This is a genomic window from Chryseobacterium sp. KMC2, assembly GCF_016756935.1.
GTDB lineage: Bacteria > Bacteroidota > Bacteroidia > Flavobacteriales > Weeksellaceae > Chryseobacterium > Chryseobacterium rhizosphaerae.
On sequence record NZ_JAESIT010000009.1, the window covers coordinates 49,301 to 69,540 of the forward strand.

Sequence of the window (20,240 nt, forward strand, 5' to 3'; positions counted from 1 at the left end):
AACTCAAATTGAGTTGCTTTTTTATTTTAGCTTGATCTTTTCAACCTGGTGTCGGAGTTTCAATCCTGCCTTTAAGAATGAATACTGTACAGGCTTTTCTTCTTTATAATACTTGTCAATGAAAATCTGCATGGCTCCATAAAACCTTTTCAGATAGACATCATCTTTAATGGTACTTTCACCTTTATGATGAAGGATGGAAGCCTTACCATAATAATAGTTTGTATAATGATTTCTCAACAATGTATAGCAAAGGTCTATATCTTCCCCATACATAAAATAAGCTTCATCCAGCCCACCAATCTGTTGGTACACCTCATTCTTAATCAATAAAAAGGCTCCTGTTATGACTTCTACTTCAGCAACAGCATACTCCTCAATGTCGCTTCTGTAATATGATTTTGAATTATTTTTCTTAAAATTGACAAACAGCTTCTCAAAAGAATTAAACATATCCGGTACTGATCGTTTACTTTCAGGCAGAAAATCTCCCTGAGCATCATGCATGCGTACCCCAAGGCACCCGAAATCAGATTTAGAATCTGCAAAATCCAGCAGCTCCCTCATATAAAAGCCCTCCAATTCTGTATCCGGATTAAGGAGCAAAACATATTCTCCTTTCGCTAAACTGATCGCCTGATTATTTGCTTTGGAGAATCCTCCGTTAATCTCAGAAGAAATAAAATGCACCATTGGAAATTCCGCAATAAGGTCTCTCCAGGAGGTATCTGTAGAAGCATTATCCATAACAATAACCTCAAAATCCACTTCTTTTATATACTTCTGGATAGACAAAAGACAGTTTCTGAGTAATTGGGTAACATTGTAGTTAACAATAATAACAGACAACTTCATATTAATCCTTTTCGTTGTACGGTAACCTGTTGATAATAGATCTTCCCAATGAAATTTCATCGGCATATTCCAACTCATCTCCTACTGAAATTCCTCTTGCAATGCTTGAAAAATTTACATTAAAATTTTTGAACTTTTTGTAAATATAATAAGCAGTGGTATCTCCTTCCATGGTGGCACTCAAAGCAAAAATAAATTCCTTAACCTTGGTTTCATTTAATTTTCTTTCAATACTTGGAATATTCAGCTGGCTTGGTCCTACTCCTTCCATTGGAGAAATCTTCCCTCCCAAAATCAGATATTTCCCTGTATATTTTCCTGTATTTTCAATGGCTATCACATCTCTGACATCCTCAACAATGCAGATCAATTCGCCGTTTCTCTTCTCATTACTGCAAATCTCACAGATATCAAAATCAGAAAAATTATGACATTCCTTACAGTACTTAATTTCATTAACCAGATTAATCAGTGAGTTCCCAAGGCTCACGGCTCTTGAGTTCGGCTGTTTCAATAAATGTAATGCTAATCTTAAGGCTGTCTTTCTGCCAATCCCGGGTAAACCTGAAATCTCATCAACCGCCTTTGCCAGCACTTTACTTGGGTAATCCATAGATACAAAAATAAGGATTATAGTTGAGGAAAAGTGATAATTTATCAGTTATAATTATGAATTATAGATGACGAAACTCAGGTTCTGCGAAGGAAAAATGAAAGGGGATAATCAGACAATAATCAATAGGCTTTGCTGTTCTTTATTTTTTAAAATGTATAATGTATAATGTATAATGTATAATGTATAATGTATAATTAATATTTGATATTTGATATTCAAAAATTCTTTTTTATTTACATCTGAGGTCTTTATTCTTTATTCTTTATTCTTTATTCTTTATTCTTTATTCTTGGTTCTTGACTCTTAACTCTTAAACACCCGGCTCCTTACTCTCAATTTCCACACCCATCCCATCTATCTACCCTATTTACATTCTACAGCAAAACATAACTCCCCTCCTATACCCTATAACTCTAAAAAAACCTCTATATTTGCGGCCTAATATGAAAAAAATACACTAACATGGTACTTAAAAACTTAAATTATCCACTGGATTTCAAATTCAAAATCACTACATTAGCAAGTGACTTTAACATTACTGACAAGAATGGAAATTATGTCGCGTATGTACGTCAGAAAATGTTTAAACTAAAGGAAGATGTTGTTGTTTTCAATGACGAGACTAAATCTAAGGAATTGTTCAGAATCAGGGCTAATAAATGGATTGATTTCAATGCTTCTTATTCTTTAAATGACCTTATTGACAATAAAAACTTCGGCAGACTGGCAAGAAAAGGAATGCGTTCTATATGGAAAGCAAGCTATGATGTTCTGGATGCTAATGATCAGCCTAAATTTAAAGTACAGGAAGACAGTGCATGGGTAAGATTCTGGGATAGTTTTGTGGGCGAACTTCCTATTATCGGAATGTTTACCGGTTATTTCCTTAATCCTTCGTACACCGTAACAGGTATTGATGGGAAAGCTTATTTTAAATTAAAGAAAATGCCTTCATTCTTTGGAAGAAGATTCCAACTGGATAGATTAATTGACATTGATGATGAAGAAGAAAGCTTAGTAATCCTTTCATTATTGATGATGACCCTTTTGGAAAGAGCAAGAGGTTAAGAATATAAAACCACAAACCAATGAAATACCTAATCATTTTTTTCTCTGCGTTTCTATTAGTAGCCTGTAAAAAGGATAAAGAAACAGTTTCAGGGACCGCTCCAGCCGATTCTTTAAGTATTGTGAAAGACTCTGCAGCAACAGATACTTCTTCAGGAAAAATTCTGGTTGGAAACATACCTTTTCCAAAAGAAATTAAAGAATGTTCATGTTATTTTGCCATTAATAAAGCTGACTTTGAAGCTGAAAAATACATCTATGCTGATGATGCCGGCAAAACAGCGTATATGAAACTTGACGGTAAAAGACTGGCTATGAACCTGATCTCTTCAAGCGATATGGAAGTGGATGAAGAATTGACCAAAGAAATAGAAAATGGTGATTATAAAATCTCTGTAAAAGGTAAAAAAATAAAAGGCGAAGAAGCTTTACTGTTTGAGGGCACGCTGACGATTGAAAAACCGGATGGAACGGTTTTCACGACACCTATCTACGGAGAATGTGGATGTTAATACAACAAAAAGGGTAAAAGGCCGATTCACAAATTAGCTTTTGGCTCATTTACAATTCATAAAAAATGCTTCTGTATCCTACGGAAGCATTTTTAATTTCGTAAATTTGAGAAAAATAAATTTCAATGGCATTATCTAATATAGAACCGCAAATAATCTGGAAAAACTTCTCCAAATTAAATGCAGTTCCAAGACCATCAAAAAAAGAGGAAAAAGTAATTGCTTTCATCAAAGGATTTGGTGAAGACCTTGGACTGGAAACTACTGTAGATGAAGTAGGAAACGTAATTATCAAAAAACCGGCTACTGCAGGAATGGAAAACCGTAAATCTATTGTGTTGCAATCACACCTGGATATGGTTTGCCAAAAGAATAATGATGTCAATTTTGATTTTGAAACAGAAGGTATCAAAATGGAAATTGATGGGGACTGGGTAAAAGCAAAAGGAACAACTTTAGGAGCTGATAACGGTTTAGGAGTAGCTACGATCATGTCTATTCTTGAAAGCTCGGATATCCCACACCCTGCTTTGGAAGCTTTATTCACTATTGATGAAGAAACAGGAATGACCGGAGCAATTGGTTTAAAGCCAGGTCAATTACAAGGGGAAATTTTATTGAACCTTGATACAGAAGAAGATGATGAGATTGACATAGGCTGTGCAGGAGGTGTAGACGTTACCATTACTCAAAGCTATGCGACGGAAGCTCCAAAAGGACAAACGGTAAGAATTGAAGTAAAAGGATTACAGGGAGGACACTCCGGAATGGATATCCACAAAGGATTCGGAAATTCAAATATTATTCTGGGAAGACTTCTTTACAGCGGTTTAGAGAAACAAAATATTGAATTGATCTCTATAGACAGCGGTGGATTAAGAAATGCTATTCCAAGAGAAGGTGCTGCAATCATTGCGGTAAGAAACGCTCAGGAATTCATAGAAGAAGCTACAGCTCTTAAAAAAGATATCTTAGAAGAATTCGCTTCAGTAGAACCTGGAATTCAGATTAATATTGAAAATTCCACCTCATCGGATAAAGCTATTTCTGAAGCTGATTCAAAAAAAGTAATTCTTACATTGAAGTCACTTCATAACGGAGTATACAGAATGAGTCCGGATGTGGCAGACCTTGTAGAAGCTTCTAATAATGTAGCAAGAGTTGAATTAAAAGGAGGTGAACTTAAAATCTTAAACCTGACAAGGTCTTCTGTAGATTCGTCTAAATATTCTGTAGCAGAGCAATTAAAATCTGTAGCAGAACTAGCCGGAATGGATGTGGTATTCAGCGGTTCTTATCCGGGATGGAAACCAAAACCGGGATCAGAGATCGTACAGCTCATGGAGAAAATCTACACTGAAAAATTCAGTGAGAAACCTCATGTAGTAGCTTGCCACGCAGGATTGGAATGTGGAATTATCGGAGCCAACTATCCTGAAATGGAAATGGTAAGCTTCGGGCCAACCATCAGAGGGGCACACTCTCCTGATGAAAGAGCTAATATTCCTTCTGCTCAGAAATTCTGGAGCTTTTTAAAGGATATTTTAGCTAATATTCCTCAAAAATAAAATGGTAATATAAACGATATTTAATATCCAAAGTCTTATGATTTTGGATATTTTTAATTTTATAAAAAGCATTTAAAATATGAAAAGTATAACAGTTTTCTGTGGCTCAAGTTTCGGGTCAGATAAAATTTATGAAGAACAAGCTTTTTTACTGGGCCAAACCTTAGCCAAGAAAAATATACAATTGGTTTATGGCGGTTCGGAAACAGGTTTAATGGGAACAATAGCCAATGGTACTTTAAGTGAAAACGGAAAAGTAACAGGGGTTCTTCCTCAATTTTTGCAATCCAAGGAAATCGCGCACAAGAATCTCACTGAGCTTATTCTTGTAGAAACGATGCACGAAAGGAAAACCAAAATGAATGAGCTCTGTGACGGGGTGATCGTTCTTCCGGGGGGCTACGGAACCTTAGAAGAATTTTTTGAAATGATTACCTGGGCACAACTCGGACTTCACAAAAAGCCCATTGGTATTTTGAATATTGACGGTTTTTATGATGACCTGATCAAACTGGTTCAAAATATGGTCGATAAAGGATTTTTAAAACAGGTTAACAAAGATATGCTTCTAATCAGTAATACGATTGATGACCTGCTGGAAAAAATGAATACCTACCAGCCTCCTACAGTTGGAAAATGGATTTCTAAAGAGGAAGTTTAATTATAAAAAGAAGGAATATTTTTAGAGTATTCCTTCTTTTTATAGATCCATCATTATTTCTTAGACATAGTTTAGTATTTTTGCAATTAATTTTTTATCACTATCAAAAGAAATAATACCATGAAAAATGTATTTCTAACAGGCTGTCTATTTTTAAGCCAGATCGGTTTCGCCCAATTTAATTACCCAAAAACTCCGGAAAAACCTGCAACGGATGATTATTTTGGAACAAAGATTACTGACAATTATCAATGGCTGGAAGACCTGAAAAGTCCTGAAGTAAAAACATGGTTTAAGGCCCAGTCAGACTACAGCCATATTATTATTGATAAAATCCCCAATCGTGATGCTCTTTACAATCGTATGAAGCAGGTTCAGGAAATGGGAGGCGACTCTTATGGCTACGCAACACAAAGAGGAAACCTTTATTTCTATGTTAAGACGAAAAAAAATGAAAAGCTCTCCAAGCTTTACGCCAAAGATGTTTCTACAGGAAAGGAAATTTTGATTTTTGATCCCGAAACCTATAAAAAAGATGCACAGATCACTAACTTCACGGTAGATACCAAAGGGAATCAAATAGCCTTATTATTTTCTAAGTCCGGGAGTGAGATTTGTGAGCTTAGAATTTTAGATTTAAAAACTAAAAAATTCCTTGATGATGTACTGGCTCCTATCTGGAGTGAGTTTAATTTTGAGTTCACCCCCGACGGGCAATATATAACCTATACTAAAATGAGTACAGGAGATCCCAATAGCAATATGCTTTTGAAAGAAATGAAGGCTCTGATCCATCAGATCGGTACCAACCAGGACAAAGATATTGTATTGGGAGCAAGAGAAGAATATCCTGAACTTAGTATTCTGACAGAACAATTTCCTGAAGTTTCCTTTAGTGATGATTATAAATCCATAATCTTAAGAATAGGTTCTACGAAATCAGAAAGCCCGGTATTCTATGCACCCTTCTCTTCCATTAAAGATAAAAAAATCAAATGGAAACAAATCGTAAAACCATCGGATGATATCGTACAAACATTCATCAGCGGGGATCAACTGTTTTTCCTTAGCCATAAGAATGCACCAAATTATAAAATAGGATTAACCAGTCTATCAAACCCCGATTTCGATAATGCTAAAGTTATCGTTCCTGAAAGCAGTTCTGTAATCACCTCTATTCACAGCTCTAAAAATTATTTAGTCTACTCACTAAGCAATGGAATTATTCAGGATAAGTACCTGATAGATCTTAAAACACTGACCAGAAAAAAAGCGCCTCTGCCTAGCGGAATCAATTATTCCGCTGCTCTTAATGCCCGTGAAAATGACAATCTACAATGTTATAACAGTAATTGGCTTACTCCTGCTACCTTTTACGATTATAGCCCTGAAAATGATAAAGCGATAAAAAGCAAGTATTTCAACGGAGACAGCAACTACCCGGATTATTATGCATCATACGAAGTAAAAGAAGTGGAAGTAAAAAGTCATGACGGAACCATGGTTCCTCTTTCTATTATTTATCCCAAAAACATAAAAATGGATGGAAGTACCCCTGCTTACATTACCGGATATGGCGGTTATGGAATATCTTCTACACCTCGTTTTTCCAATAGATTATCAGTATTGCTTGAGCAAGGTACAGTAGTGGCTGTAGCTCATGTAAGAGGAGGAGGTGAGAAAGGTGAAAATTGGCACAAAGACGGAATGAAGGCTAAAAAGCCTAATACCTGGAAAGACTTCATTGCGTGTTCGGAATATCTTGTTAACCAAAAATATACCTCTCCTTCAAAACTCATCGGAAATGGAGGCAGTATGGGAGGTGTTCTTATCGGAAGAGCCATTACCGAAAGACCTGATTTATTTGCCGTTGCTATTGCAGAAGTAGGAATGACCAATGTACTCCGTTCACAGAACTCAGCTAACGGAGCCAATCAGATTCCGGAAGTCGGAAGTTTAAAAGATCCTGAAGATACCAAGCACCTTATTGAAATGGACGCTCAAAGCAAGGTAAAAAAGGGGATAAAATATCCAGCTGTTATTGTCAGTACCGGAATGAACGATTCTAGAATTACCCCTTGGGAACCTGCAAAATTTGCTGCCGTATTACAGAACAGTACATCTTCCGGTAAACCTGTTTTATTATATGCGAATTATGAAAATGGCCATTTCACGAGTGATCTTGAAGTCGTCTTCAAAGAATATGCTGATATTTTTGCTTTTGCATTATGGCAGGTGGGACACCCGAAGTTTCAACCGGCTAAGAAATAAAAGTAAATAATTCATAAAAACAAAACCCGTCCGAAATCATTCGGGCGGGTTTTTATTAAGATTAAAAAATATTTTCTAAGGATAAGGGGCAATTTCCACTTCAAGTCCTTCCATTGCATCTGCAATATGTAACTGGCATCCTAATCTGCTGTTATCTTTCACATGGAAAGCTTCAGCCAACATAGCATCTTCTTCATCTCCCATTGGCTCTAAGCCCGGATCATTAATCACATACACCTGGCAGGAAGCACACATAGCCATTCCACCACATACACCAATAGTACCTTCTTCAGCTAATTCATACGAACGGATGATTTCCATTAGGTTCATGGACATATCCGTAGGAGCAATAACATCGTGGGTTACACCTTCTCTATCGGTGATTTTAATATTAACATCTGACATAATTCTGCAAAATTAGTCAATTTTTTTCACAACAGCCTTCTCTGCTTCTTTACGGCTTCCGTCAAATCCGTCTACTCCACTTACTGTAGTATATTTCAATACGAATTTTTTCCCTGGATTTAATCTGTTGTAAACACTTTGACACATCAATGTAGCCTCATGGAAACCACAAAGAATTAACTTCAGTTTTCCAGGATAGGTATTGATATCTCCGATGGCATAAATACCGTCAATATTGGTTTGGTAATCAAGAGCGTTATTAACAACGATCGCATTTTTCTCAATTTGTAATCCCCAGTTTCCGATCTCACCCAATTTTGGAGTTAATCCGAATAATGGAATAAAATAATCCGTTTCAATATCATAAGCTTCCTCACCATCCTTTTGTACAGTGATCCCTTCTACTTTTCCGTCACCTTTAATACCGATAACCTCAGCAGGAGTGATTAATTTGATTTTCCCCTGGTTCTTTAAATCCTGTACTTTTTCTACAGAATCCAAAGCTCCTCTGAACTCATTTCTTCTGTGGATCAAAGTAACTTCACTGGCTACATTAGAAAGGAAGATACTCCAGTCAAGAGCTGAATCTCCACCTCCGGCAATAACAACTTTCTTATTTCTGAAGTGTTCAGGTTCCTTAACGAAATATTCAAGTCCTTTTTCCTCATAATCAGCTATATTTTCGAATGTAGGTTTTCTAGGCTCGAAAGTTCCTAATCCTCCTGCAATAGCAATAGCCTTACATCTGTGAACAGTCCCTTTGTTTGTAATCACCTCAAACCATTCATCATCAACCTTTGTATAAGAAACAGCTGTTTCCCCTAAAGTAAAACCAGGCTGGAACTGTTTGATCTGCTCCATAAGATTATCCACCAATTCTCCAGCATTCACTGAAGGATACCCCGGAATATCGAAAATAGGTTTTTTAGGATAAAGTTCCGCCAATTGCCCTCCCGGTTGAGGAAGCGCATCGATAATGTGGCACTTCATTTTTAATAAACCAGCTTCAAAAACTGCAAAAAGTCCTGTAGGTCCTGCACCTATGATCAATATATCAGTGGTTATCATAATGTTTAGATAATTTAATTATACTTGTAACTGCAAATTTACTAATTTTAATGCGAAGCATATTTAATTGATTCTAAATAAAAACCTGAGATTTGTCAAATAACTATCTTTTAAGATATTAAATTTGGCAATATTTTTGTAAATGACATAACTATGAAGAAAATCTTAAATCTTTTTGCTGTATTTATATTCGCTTTGGGCTCGGCCCAGCTCAACAATATAGCAGATGGTGAATCTATTACTTTCAGAATCCACTATGGCTTTCTGAATGCCGGTAGCGCCAACCTTACCACCCAAAAAACCAACTACAAAAATATTCCTCACCTCTATGTAAAAGGTACCGGAAAAACTACTGGAGCTGTAAAAGCATTTTTTAAGGTGGAAGATTTATATGAAAGCTTCATCAATATAGAAACGGGGCTTCCGAGTTTTTATGTAAGAAATGTACGGGAAGGAAGCTATCGTCAGCACTTTGAGACCGCCTTTAATCATGATAACAATACTTTGATACTAACTGATAAAAAAGAGCCTGCTAATGGCTCCAAGGTTATAAAATCAGTAAAAGGAGTTCAGGATATGCTATCCTCTTTTTATTATCTGCGAAGTAAAGCACCGGACGAATTAAAAGTAGGAACGGTCATCAACATGAATGTATGGATTGATGACGAAATGTTTCCTTTCCAGCTGAAAGTTACCGGAACAGAAAACCTGAAAACAAAATTCGGGACGATCAACTGTCTTAAGATTATTCCCTCTGTAAAAAGCGGAAGGGTATTTAAAGAAAAAGAAGGAGTAACGATGTGGGTTTCCAATGATTCTAATCACATCCCTATGCTGCTGAAAGCGGAATTGGCTGTAGGTTCCCTGAAAGCAAGTATTGATGATTTTAAAAATGTAAAATATCCATTAAAGTTTAGCAAATAAACTTTAGTCTTTAAAATAACAAGTGTCTGTAATTTTTTACAGACATTTTTATTTTCCCCATGTAATATATCCCGGATTTCGGTTGTCTTTATTATAACAGCAGGAGAATACTGATGCTGTACTGATAAAGGAGTAAGAAGTAAGATTCCCCCCTTTACAGCAAACAGGACACGTGTAAATTTTTCAATAAGATCTGTTTTTAATTACGTTTTGTTTCTTAAGTCAGTAATTAAAAACAAAAACCTCCGGAAATTCCGGAGGTTTGTTTTTTATAAAGATTTAAACTGTTCTAATGTTCTGATATCATTTTCAAAGAACATTCTGATATCACTCATTTGGTAAAGAAGCATGGTAATTCTTTCAATACCCATTCCGAATGCATATCCTGAATATTTCTCAGAGTCTATATTTACATTTTTAAGAACGGCAGGATCTACCATTCCACATCCCATAATTTCCAGCCAGCCTGTTCCTTTCGTGATTCTGTAATCGGTTTCGGAATTTAATCCCCAATACACATCAATTTCAGCACTCGGCTCTGTGAACGGGAAATAAGAAGGTCTCATTCTGATTTTAGATTTTCCGAAAAGTTCTGTTGTAAAGAACTGAATGGTTTGTTTTAAATCAGCAAAACTTACATTCTCATCAATATATAAACCTTCTATCTGATGGAAGATACAGTGAGAACGTGAAGAGATGGCTTCATTTCTGAATACTCTTCCCGGAGATAAAATTCTGATTGGTGGCTGATTTTCTTCCATATAACGGGTTTGTACGGAAGAAGTATGCGTTCTCAAAAGGATATCCGGATTCTGCTCAATAAAGAAAGTATCCTGCATATCTCTTGCCGGGTGATATTCCGGAAGGTTAAGCGCCGTAAAGTTATGCCAGTCATCTTCAATCTCAGGACCATCCGCTACTGCAAATCCAATCGATTTAAAGATTTCAATAATTCTGTTTTTCACCAGATTGATCGGATGTCTTGAGCCCAATTCCAATGGAAAAGCAGGTCTTGTAAGATCTTCTTTTTCTATAACAACAGAAGATGCGGAAGCATTTTTCAAATCTTCCAATTTTACAGCCACAGCTTGTTTCAAAGTATTGATCTTCTGTCCGAAATCTTTCTTCTGCTCGTTAGGAACTTCTTTTAATGTTTCGTAAAAATCATTAAGAACTCCTTTCTTACCGCTGTACTTAATACGGAAGTTTTCTATCTCTTCTTTAGATGTAGTATTGAAGCCGTTTACCTCGATCAGTAGTTCTTCTATCTTTTCTATCATTATTTTACCCTTTCAAAATGTTTTGCAAAAATACGATTTTAAGTTTAATAATTAATTGACTCATAAAAAAATCTGCCTCTTTTTCGGGAGGCAGACTTCAATCACTTATTTCACTTAAATAAAAAAATTATTTCTTTTCTAAAGCTTTAACGCTGATCTGAAGAGTTACCTCATCTTTAAGAACCCCGTTTTCAGCCGGAGCCTGGAATTTCACTCCAAACTCTTCTCTTTTAATATCCTTCGGTTCAGTTGCTACGCTCACTTCGCCTTCTTTTACAGAAACATTGGCTTTAAACTGAACTGGTTTTGTAATTCCCTTAATGGTTAGGTTTCCATCTAAAAGCGTATTATAATCACCTTCTGTAGACGGTGTTACTTTTGTAATTTCATAAGAAGCTGTCGGGAATTTCTCTACTTCAAAGAAATCACCACTTTTAAGATGACCATTTAGTTTTCCTAAATCTTCAGGACTGTCCTTTAAGTCCACGGAAGTTAAAGAATTCATATCAGCAACAAATTTACCGCTTTCCAGTTTTCCATCTTTTACGGTAACATCACCACTTTCAAACTTGATCGTTCCAAAATGGCTGGTATTTTCAGATTTAAATACCTTGTACCCTTTCCACTCAACTTTACTGTTTAGCGTATCCAAAGTATACTGGCTACCATCTTTGGTAGTGGTCACTTCATTACTTTCACTGGTAAGCGGTTTGTCTTTTTTACAAGAAATGACAACAGCCGCCACAAATAAAGCAGGAATAGCTAATGAAAACAGTTTTTTTCTCATCTTTGATATATTTTTATTACTCCCGCTAATATAATAAAAAAAAATGTGTTTTCATAAAAACCTTACATTTGTAATATGCTATTAGAAATTAACAATTTATTTTTCTCCTACACCAAAGATAATCCCCTGTTTCAAAACCTTAACCTCAGGTTTGAAGAGAACAGAATTATTGCTCTTGCAGGAGAAAGCGGATGCGGAAAATCTACCCTTCTCAGCCTTATTTATGGGCTTTTTGATTGGGGAAGTGGCGAGATCATTTTTAACGGAACCCGGCTTTTAGGCCCCAAAGGAAATCTTGTTCCCGGGGAGTCTGAAATGAAATTTGTAGCACAGAATTTTGACCTTATGCCTTATGCTACCGTAGCCGAAAATGTAGGGAAATTCATTTCTAATATCAACTTAACTCAAAAAAAAGAAACTGTAATGGAACTCCTGGAAGTGGTAGGACTTCAGGAATTTGCTCATGTACATCCTAAAAACTTAAGCGGAGGACAACAGCAGAGAGTTGCCATTGCCAGAGCACTTTCCGTACTGCCCAAACTCCTTATCCTGGATGAACCGTTCAGCAATCTTGATTTTCCAAGAAAAATTGAGCTTCGTGAGCGACTTTTCCGATATGTAAAACAACAGGGTATTTCTTTGATTATTTCTACCCACGAGCTTCAGGATATTATGCCATGGCTTGATCAGATCGTTATTCTTCAGGACGGAAGACTAATTCAGAATGACAGTCCCGAAGAGACTTACAGAAATCCTTACAACACATATGTTGCCAAGCTATTTGGTGAAGTGAATATCTTCAGTGAAGATGAAGCTCAGACGTTTGGGTTATCAAAGTTTTCTTATTATCCCAAAGAAATAAGAATCTCCCAGGATGGGCTTAATGCTGACGTGCTTGAAAGCCGTTTTGCAGGAAATTATTATTGGAACAAAATTATGGCGAAGGATAAGGAACTGATTATCTATACTGATGAAAAATTAGTGGATACAATTACGATAGCATTTGAATAAATATACTCAATACATAAGTCTGTTTTTATTGTTGGTTATTCACCCCCTCCTTTGCTTTACCAGCAGTCTTTATCAATATATAACTCAAAGATAATCTTACACTTATCCACAATTTGTGGATAAAAAAAATACAAACATAAGAAACTGTTTATGAAACTTTTTCTTACATTTGTATTTCCACAGCATAAGGAAATTTTTGGTTAATTCTCTTTCTGCCTTCCTAGACCAGACATTAGCAGTCTTGCAATTAGGTCTATTGAAAGATTACACTGTCCAATCTTTTCCTTTTTTTATATCCGGGCGATAAGCATCAATTTTTTTAAATCAATGGCTTACGCTTTCTTTACAAATTCCGACTTTAAAGCCATTGCTCCAAATCCATCTATTTTACAGTCGATATTATGATCACTTCCCGGTCTTAAGCGGATATTTTTCACTTTAGTACCAGCTTTTACAGGTTTTGGTGCCCCTTTTACAGGAAGATCCTTAACCACTACTACAGAATCTCCATCCTGAAGTTCATTACCGTTTGAATCCAATATTTTTCCTTCCGAAGCTGTTTCAGAAGCAACTTCTTCAGGGTTCCATTCATAGAAACACTGGGAACATACCATCATATTATCACTTGGATAGGTAAACTCCGAGCTGCATTTTGGGCAAAGTACTGTATCACTCATATTTTAATTTTTTGCAAAGGTAGAGCTTTTTGTATGATAGAGTCAAGACCAATGAGTAAGATAAAGGGTTTCGGATGTCAGATGTTAAATATTAGACGTAAGGGAAAAGATATTTTCAGAACATTCGAAAAGAATAATTGATGGTAAAGCAAATCCGTTATTCCATGGATTTTAAAACCTCAATTTAGCGCCCTTAATCTGGTAACCCGAAACCCGGACACCTCAAGTGTCAACTTTAATTCGTATTTTTGCAGATTCAAAACAGCGAAGCAAACTTATGGAACTTATTCACAGAAACTTAGCGATCGGAATTCACGATGCTTTACAAGAAACATTTTTCGAGAAAAATAAATACGCTGATAAAGTAATCGAGAGACTATTAAAAGCTAACAGAAAATGGGGAAGCCAGGACAGAGCCGTTGTTTCCGAGATTTTCTACAATATTATCCGTTGGAAAAAACGCCTTGAGTACTATATGGGCGAAGGTATAAAGCCCAACAATATTTATAAACTTATCATTGCATACCTGCTTTGGAGCAAGACCAACTATAAAAAGTTTGAAGAATTTGACGGTATTAAAATTGCTGACATTCTTACTAAACTTAAAAAGAATACAGTTCCTACAAAAGCAATAGAGCATTCTATCCCTGAATGGTTAGCAGAAACTCTTGAAAAAGAATTAGGTGCTAAATGGGAAAGAGAAATGATTGCCTTGAACGAACAGGCCCCTACAGTTCTTAGAACCAACTCTTTAAAAACAACTACTAAGGAACTTATTTCTGATCTTTCTGATGAGGGTGTTACAGCTTTCTCTATCAAGAATTATCCTGATGCTGTTCAGCTGGAAGAGAAAAAGAATGTATTCCTTACAACAGCATTTAAGGAAGGTTTATTTGAAGTTCAGGATGCATCTTCGCAAAAAATCGGTTATTTCCTTGATGTAAAAGAAGGTCAGAGAGTGATTGATGCTTGTGCAGGAGCAGGTGGAAAAACACTTCACCTGGCAGCATTAATGAAAAACAAAGGTCAGATTGTGGCATTGGATATCTTTGAATGGAAACTGGCTGAGTTGAAACGTCGTGCAAAAAGAGCGGGAGCTCATAATATTGAAACCCGTATGATTGCTGATAATAAAGTTATCAAGCGTCTTCACGAGAAAGCAGACAGACTTTTAATTGATGCACCTTGTTCAGGACTTGGTGTTTTAAAAAGAAACCCTGACAGCAAATGGAAAATTGATCAGGCTTTTATTGACAGAATTAAAAAAGAACAACAGCAAATCCTTCAGGATTACTCCAAAATGCTTAAAGTAGGAGGAAAAATGGTATATGCAACATGTTCTATCCTACCGTCTGAAAATAATGGACAGGTAGAAGAATTCTTAAAAAATAATCCGGGATATAAAATGATCAAGGACGAAAAAGTAATGCCAAGTGAAGGGTATGACGGATTCTATATGGCTTTGATTGAAAGACTATCTTAGTCGTTTTCCCTACCCTATAAAAACAAAAGCTACTCCATTTTGGAGTAGTTTTTCTTTTTTTAATACACGCATGTAACATTTCCGCTCTATTGTCTACCTATTCTATAGATTATAACCGTTTTGATGCTACGGAAAGTTAAAATAACTTTGTAGCAAATTCGTGTATTTATGTTTAGAAGAATTATTTTTTCCATTGTCACCATTTTCTTAATGAGTCTGATTTCTGCACAGACTTATGAAATCCAATATCAAAGTTCCTATAACGGGAAATTACAATCCGATCAACCAGCTATAATAGCTTGGGTTAACGGAAAAGAAAGCTTTATTCTAAACAACACAATTAAAGAACAGAAAAGCAGTTATCCTTTTGAGGTAACCAAGATTGAGAGACCCTCCAATACAATTGTTTCCTATGTTTTTTTAAAACCCGGAGAAATTATTTCCAGTTCAGACACAGAGTCTGTAGGAAAACAGAATTTTGAAATCACAGGCGAAACCAAAAAGATCCTGGGTTATATCTGTAAAAAAGCCATTACCAAAGTCAATTCAAATACTATTGAAGTTTGGTATACCAACGATTTAAACCTTAAAGGCGGGCCCTCTGCTTTAGGACAGGATCTGGGGTTGGTATTAGAGGTTGAGAGAAATAAAAATTCATTAATTACCGCCCATTCTATCAAGAAAATAAAAAATACGGGGATTGAAAAGATCATCAATACCCCTATACAGTCCACAGATGTATTAGGATATAAAGATCTGCTGTGGAAAAGCAGATTTACAACATTGAAAGTTTTTGATCAGGAAACGGTCAATTTCTCAGAAGCCTCCAAATCTGATGAAAAGATAAAAAGATATGCCAACGGAACAATTATCCTTAAAAAGATTAAATTTCCTGCTATTGGGGAAGGCGAAAATATTTTTGCAGAGCTGAAGCAGCAATCGAACGGTGATGCCTACGACAGAACCGGAACTGTTTTTTTTATTCCACAAGACAAAGCATTATCTTTTTTGGATGGTCTAGAGAAAGGAATAAAAACACTTCCTGCCTTTGACAATGGAAACGGAAAACAGTACTACGGGGTATCTGCTACAAAAGATTATAATCCTGCTGTGGAAATGATGAGATTTTTTACTCCTTTTGGAATCCAGCAGTTTAATCATATCCAATTAAAAGGAAAAACCTGGCAAACTATAAATCCTTACCGACAGGATATTACAGAACTGAAACCTTCTTTATCGGGAAAGGAACTTTGGGTAGGAGTATTTATTGGTAATTATGATAAAGGCGGACACAAAGTCAGTCTCGAAATCACAATCCATAAAAGCGATCAGGCTGTTCATAAGAACAATGTGACTATTCCTTTATTCAATACCTTAAATATTATGGAGATGGCGGGTCAGGATTATTCTACGATGTTTAATAAAGATCAGGGTCTTTGGGTTGATTTCACATTAGAAAAAGAAATAAAAAATGCTCAGCTGAGATACACTACTACCGGACATGGAGGTTGGGAAAACGGTGATGAATTTATTCCGAAAGTCAATACAATTTCTATGGATGGAAAAACAGTCTTTTCCTTTGTGCCGTGGAGAACAGATTGTGGTTCTTACCGTTTATACAATCCGGCTTCGGGAAATTTTCAGGACGGCCTTTCTTCTTCAGACCTCAGCAGGTCAAACTGGTGTCCCGGAACGGTTACCAACCCAAACTTCATTCCTCTTGGCGACCTGAAAGCAGGAAAGCACAGTATACAGATTAAAATTCCTCAAGGCCCTACGGAAGGAACAAGTTTCAGTTCATGGAATGTTTCCGGAACCTTACTAGGGGTACAATAAAAACAAAACCTTCTTGCATGAGAATTGCAAGAAGGTAAAAACACAAATGATGAAAAAAAATTATTTCGAGCCACAAAGTAAGGGTTAAAATTCATTAAATAAATTACCATATATTAATAAATATGTCATTTTTATTTTGTATATGGATATTAGAGGCATCTTGCTAACGAAAAAAATTAATCAAAAACATATAAATCAATACAAATAGTTAATATTTTTCTTTTTAAAAAAGCATTTAATTAAAAAAATTAACTTTTAAACATTTTTTATTGTTATTTATAAACAACACATTTACTTTTGTTTCATAAATAATAAGAACATGTGTGGAATTGTATGTCTATTTGACGCCAAACAAAAAACCGAAATATTAAGACCTCAGGTTTTAGAAATGTCAAAAAAAATCCGTCACAGGGGACCGGATTGGAGTGGAGTATTTCAGGATGAGAAAGTTGTTTTTTCTCACGAAAGACTTGCTATTGTGGATCCTACTTCAGGAAAGCAACCCTTATTTACGAAAGACGGAAAAGTAGTATTAGCTGTAAACGGTGAAATCTACAACCATAGAGAATTAAAAGAAGAATTTCCTGATTATGAATTTCAGACTCAATCTGACTGTGAAGTGATCCTAGCCCTTTACAGAAAATACGGAAAAGATTTTGTTGAAAAACTGAATGGGATTTTTGCATTCGCATTATACGATACTGAAAACGAAGTATACCTGATTGCCCGCGACCATATGGGAATCTGTCCTCTATATCAGGGATGGGATAGAAACGGCAATTATTATGTAGCTTCCGAGTTAAAAGCACTGGAAGGAGTATGTAAAACAATAGAAACATTTTTACCAGGACATTTAGTATACAGCAAAGATGGCAGCGAACTTCAGCAATGGTACACAAGAGATTGGGAAAGTTTCGATCATGTAAAAGATAACACCACTGATATTGCCAAGATCAGAAAAGGTCTTGAAGATGCTGTCCACAGACAATTGATGAGCGATGTTCCTTATGGAGTACTTCTCTCCGGAGGTTTAGATTCTTCAGTAATTTCTGCTATTACTGCGAAATTTGCAAGACAAAGAGTTGAAAGTGGTGACACTCAGGAAGCATGGTATCCAAGACTTCACAGTTTTGCCGTAGGACTTGTAGGATCCCCCGACCTTGCAGCAGCACAAAAAGCGGCAGAACATATCGGATCTGTTCATCATGAAGTCAACTTTACCGTTCAGGAAGGACTTGACGCTGTGCGTGACGTCATCTATCATTTGGAAACCTATGATGTGACAACCATCAGGGCTTCTACCCCAATGTATCTGTTGGCAAGAGTCATCAAATCTATGGGAATCAAAATGGTACTTTCCGGGGAAGGTTCTGATGAACTTTTTGGTGGATATCTGTATTTCCATAAAGCGCCTAACGCCAAGGAATTCCATGATGAAACCGTAAGAAAACTGAGCAAGCTTCACCTTTACGATTGCCTGAGAGCCAACAAAGCATTGATGAGCTGGGGAATAGAAGGCAGGGTTCCTTTCCTGGATAAAGAATTTATGGATATTGCGATGACTCTTAACCCAAAAGATAAAATGATCAATATCGCTGAAGGTAAAATTGAAAAATGGGTATTGAGAAAAGCATTTGAAGATCTTCTTCCGCCCTCTATTGCCTGGAGACAGAAAGAACAATTCTCAGACGGTGTGGGATATTCATGGATCGATACTTTAAAAGAAGTAGCAGAAAAAGAAGTAACGGATGAAATGATGGCTAATGCAAAATTCAGATTCCCGCTGAACACGCCTCAAAACAAAGAGGAATACCGCTACCGAACTATTTTTGAAGAGCATTTCCCAAGTGAAACAGCAGCTGCAACGGTGCCTTCTGTACCTTCTGTAGCCTGCTCCACTCCTATTGCTCTGGAATGGGACGAAGCATTCAAAAAAATGAACGACCCAAGCGGAAGAGCCGTAAAAGTACATGAAACATCTTATTAAGATACAGCTTTAGAGCTTAGGTGATCGAAATTTGAAATATAAGGACAGATCAGAGTGAATGGTAAATCCATGCTTATTAATTATGACATTATATTGATTCGTCATGTACTTGCAAAGCAGAATGTACCCTGATTTTGGAAGTTTTTTATTTTAACTTCCTGGTTCTATCATCTAACTTCTAATGCAATAATTTATCAATCCTGTAGCAATACAGGATTTTCTTTTGAATTAACGGCAACAATATCGACAGAATTTAGGTGACAATCAAAAATAATATCTAATAAATAATTATATTTGGAAAACGAAAATATCAATTATAAAAAAATGAGAAGAAACCTTACTGTTTTGTTTGCCTTATTATCTATAAGTTTTGCTTTTGGACAGGGAAAATTTGGCAAATACCTGAATTCAAAAAAGCTGGCTTTAGCCTACAAAAGTGTGAAAGATGTTGATAAAGATGATTATTATCAACAATTCTACTGGCTGGTAAAAGCAGAACAGCTTAAAACGTATCCTCACCTTAAAGATGTAAAACCTGCAGTATTATATGAGTTTGTGAAGAAAGTAAATCCTCAGAACCCTACTAAAAAACTGGATGACAGAAGTAAAGAATTGAGAGCTACGGCAGAATTATCATTGAATCAATATTTTAAGAATAAAAAATTTGAAAACAATTCTGTTTTAATGTATAATCTTGAAACGTATGTAGATCCTTCTAAGGGACAATACTACACTAAAGTTGATCCGGAAAAAATCAAGGAACTGGTTCCAAAAGAATTGTTTGCTTTTAATTCTAACAACAGAAATATGGGAGAAGAGAAAACATACTATCTTTGGATTGATAAGAAAAAAGATGATTTCAACATTGTAGACATCATCCCTAACGAAAAAGAAGATAAGGCCTTCTACACAAGATTAAGACAATATCTTCCAAGTTATAAGTTCTCCAAATATGTTCCTTCTGTAAAAAAAGGAAACAAGTCCGATAAAACAGACGTAGATTATTATTATATCATGCCGTTTGAGCAGAATACCGATAATATTGAATACAAAACAAAAGATTTCAAAACTTATATTCTAAGCCAGTACAGAAAAGCCGGTGATGAGTGGAAAGGAGTAGAAAAACCTAGAAAATAAATCAAAAAGTCCTGTGATATCTCGCAGGACTTTTTTAATTTTATATGGATTTCTTTATCTAAAGATTCAAACTGCTTAAAGCAAGCATTTTTCT

18 protein-coding genes are annotated in these 20,240 nt (G+C 35.9%); 11 read left to right on the top strand and 7 right to left on the bottom strand.

The window, feature by feature from the left end:
- Positions 1–21: 21 nt before the first annotated feature.
- Positions 22–861, bottom strand: coding sequence for a glycosyltransferase family 2 protein (locus tag JML65_RS12135; protein ID WP_202271102.1), 840 nt, complete (start codon positions 859–861; stop codon positions 22–24).
- Positions 857–1,468 (bottom strand): recombination mediator RecR, encoded by a 612-nt coding sequence (recR, locus tag JML65_RS12140; RefSeq protein ID WP_047493845.1) that lies wholly within the window; start codon positions 1,466–1,468, stop codon positions 857–859. The genes JML65_RS12135 and recR overlap by 5 nt, the downstream gene beginning before the upstream one ends.
- A gap of 465 nt (positions 1,469–1,933) precedes the next feature.
- On the opposite strand from recR, the gene JML65_RS12145 reads away from it, so the two are divergent.
- The 5 genes from JML65_RS12145 to JML65_RS12165 all read left to right on the top strand — a co-directional run bounded on the left by JML65_RS12145 (position 1,934) and on the right by JML65_RS12165 (position 7,551).
- Positions 1,934–2,539 carry a hypothetical protein gene (locus tag JML65_RS12145; protein WP_047493842.1) on the top strand — a complete coding sequence of 202 codons (606 nt, stop codon included), beginning with the start codon at positions 1,934–1,936 and terminating at the stop codon, positions 2,537–2,539.
- 20 nt (positions 2,540–2,559) lie between these two features.
- Complete coding sequence (locus tag JML65_RS12150; RefSeq protein ID WP_047493839.1) at positions 2,560–3,051, top strand: hypothetical protein; 492 nt, start codon at positions 2,560–2,562, stop codon at positions 3,049–3,051.
- Positions 3,052–3,176: 125 nt separating this feature from the next.
- A complete protein-coding gene (locus tag JML65_RS12155; protein WP_202271016.1) occupies positions 3,177–4,619 on the top strand; it encodes an aminoacyl-histidine dipeptidase in 1,443 nt (480 codons plus the stop codon).
- Positions 4,620–4,698: 79 nt separating this feature from the next.
- The gene (locus JML65_RS12160) at positions 4,699–5,280 is read left to right on the top strand and encodes a TIGR00730 family Rossman fold protein (protein WP_084086689.1); all 582 of its coding nucleotides are present in this window, start codon (positions 4,699–4,701) and stop codon (positions 5,278–5,280) included.
- A gap of 120 nt (positions 5,281–5,400) precedes the next feature.
- Entirely contained in the window at positions 5,401–7,551 is a 2,151-nt protein-coding gene (locus JML65_RS12165; RefSeq protein ID WP_202271017.1) for a prolyl oligopeptidase family serine peptidase, read from the top strand.
- A 75-nt stretch (positions 7,552–7,626) separates the two neighbouring features.
- Here JML65_RS12165 and JML65_RS12170 read toward each other — a convergent pair whose 3' ends face one another.
- Both JML65_RS12170 and JML65_RS12175 read right to left on the bottom strand, forming a co-directional pair.
- The gene (locus JML65_RS12170; protein ID WP_047495204.1) at positions 7,627–7,956 is read right to left on the bottom strand and encodes a 2Fe-2S iron-sulfur cluster-binding protein; all 330 of its coding nucleotides are present in this window, start codon (positions 7,954–7,956) and stop codon (positions 7,627–7,629) included.
- 12 nt (positions 7,957–7,968) lie between these two features.
- Positions 7,969–9,024 (bottom strand): NAD(P)/FAD-dependent oxidoreductase, encoded by a 1,056-nt coding sequence (locus JML65_RS12175; protein ID WP_047495207.1) that lies wholly within the window; start codon positions 9,022–9,024, stop codon positions 7,969–7,971.
- Between the two features lie 153 nt (positions 9,025–9,177).
- Between JML65_RS12175 and JML65_RS12180 the strand changes: the two genes are divergently transcribed.
- Positions 9,178–9,948, top strand: coding sequence for a DUF3108 domain-containing protein (locus tag JML65_RS12180; RefSeq protein ID WP_084086692.1), 771 nt, complete (start codon positions 9,178–9,180; stop codon positions 9,946–9,948).
- A 269-nt stretch (positions 9,949–10,217) separates the two neighbouring features.
- Here the strand turns inward: JML65_RS12180 and pheS are convergent, their stop codons facing one another.
- Both pheS and JML65_RS12190 read right to left on the bottom strand, forming a co-directional pair.
- Positions 10,218–11,228 carry a phenylalanine--tRNA ligase subunit alpha gene (gene pheS, locus JML65_RS12185; protein WP_047495215.1) on the bottom strand — a complete coding sequence of 337 codons (1,011 nt, stop codon included), beginning with the start codon at positions 11,226–11,228 and terminating at the stop codon, positions 10,218–10,220.
- Between the two features lie 127 nt (positions 11,229–11,355).
- Entirely contained in the window at positions 11,356–12,015 is a 660-nt protein-coding gene (locus JML65_RS12190; protein WP_084086693.1) for a YceI family protein, read from the bottom strand.
- Between the two features lie 75 nt (positions 12,016–12,090).
- Here JML65_RS12190 and JML65_RS12195 point away from each other — a divergent pair, with 75 nt between their 5' ends.
- The gene (locus JML65_RS12195) at positions 12,091–13,026 is read left to right on the top strand and encodes a sulfate/molybdate ABC transporter ATP-binding protein (protein WP_202271018.1); all 936 of its coding nucleotides are present in this window, start codon (positions 12,091–12,093) and stop codon (positions 13,024–13,026) included.
- Positions 13,027–13,358: 332 nt separating this feature from the next.
- Here the strand turns inward: JML65_RS12195 and JML65_RS12200 are convergent, their stop codons facing one another.
- Positions 13,359–13,703, bottom strand: a complete 345-nt coding sequence (locus JML65_RS12200; RefSeq protein WP_047495223.1) for a zinc ribbon domain-containing protein YjdM — start codon at positions 13,701–13,703, stop codon at positions 13,359–13,361.
- 277 nt (positions 13,704–13,980) lie between these two features.
- Between JML65_RS12200 and JML65_RS12205 the strand changes: the two genes are divergently transcribed.
- The 4 genes from JML65_RS12205 (at position 13,981) to JML65_RS12220 (ending at position 20,146) form a co-directional block, all read left to right on the top strand.
- Positions 13,981–15,186 (top strand): RsmB/NOP family class I SAM-dependent RNA methyltransferase, encoded by a 1,206-nt coding sequence (locus JML65_RS12205; RefSeq protein WP_047495226.1) that lies wholly within the window; start codon positions 13,981–13,983, stop codon positions 15,184–15,186.
- Between the two features lie 168 nt (positions 15,187–15,354).
- A complete protein-coding gene (locus tag JML65_RS12210; RefSeq protein ID WP_202271019.1) occupies positions 15,355–17,022 on the top strand; it encodes a GLPGLI family protein in 1,668 nt (555 codons plus the stop codon).
- 319 nt (positions 17,023–17,341) lie between these two features.
- The gene (asnB, locus tag JML65_RS12215; protein WP_047489066.1) at positions 17,342–19,009 is read left to right on the top strand and encodes an asparagine synthase B; all 1,668 of its coding nucleotides are present in this window, start codon (positions 17,342–17,344) and stop codon (positions 19,007–19,009) included.
- 324 nt (positions 19,010–19,333) lie between these two features.
- Entirely contained in the window at positions 19,334–20,146 is an 813-nt protein-coding gene (locus tag JML65_RS12220) for a hypothetical protein (protein WP_047489069.1), read from the top strand.
- The last annotated feature ends 94 nt before the right edge of the window (positions 20,147–20,240 follow it).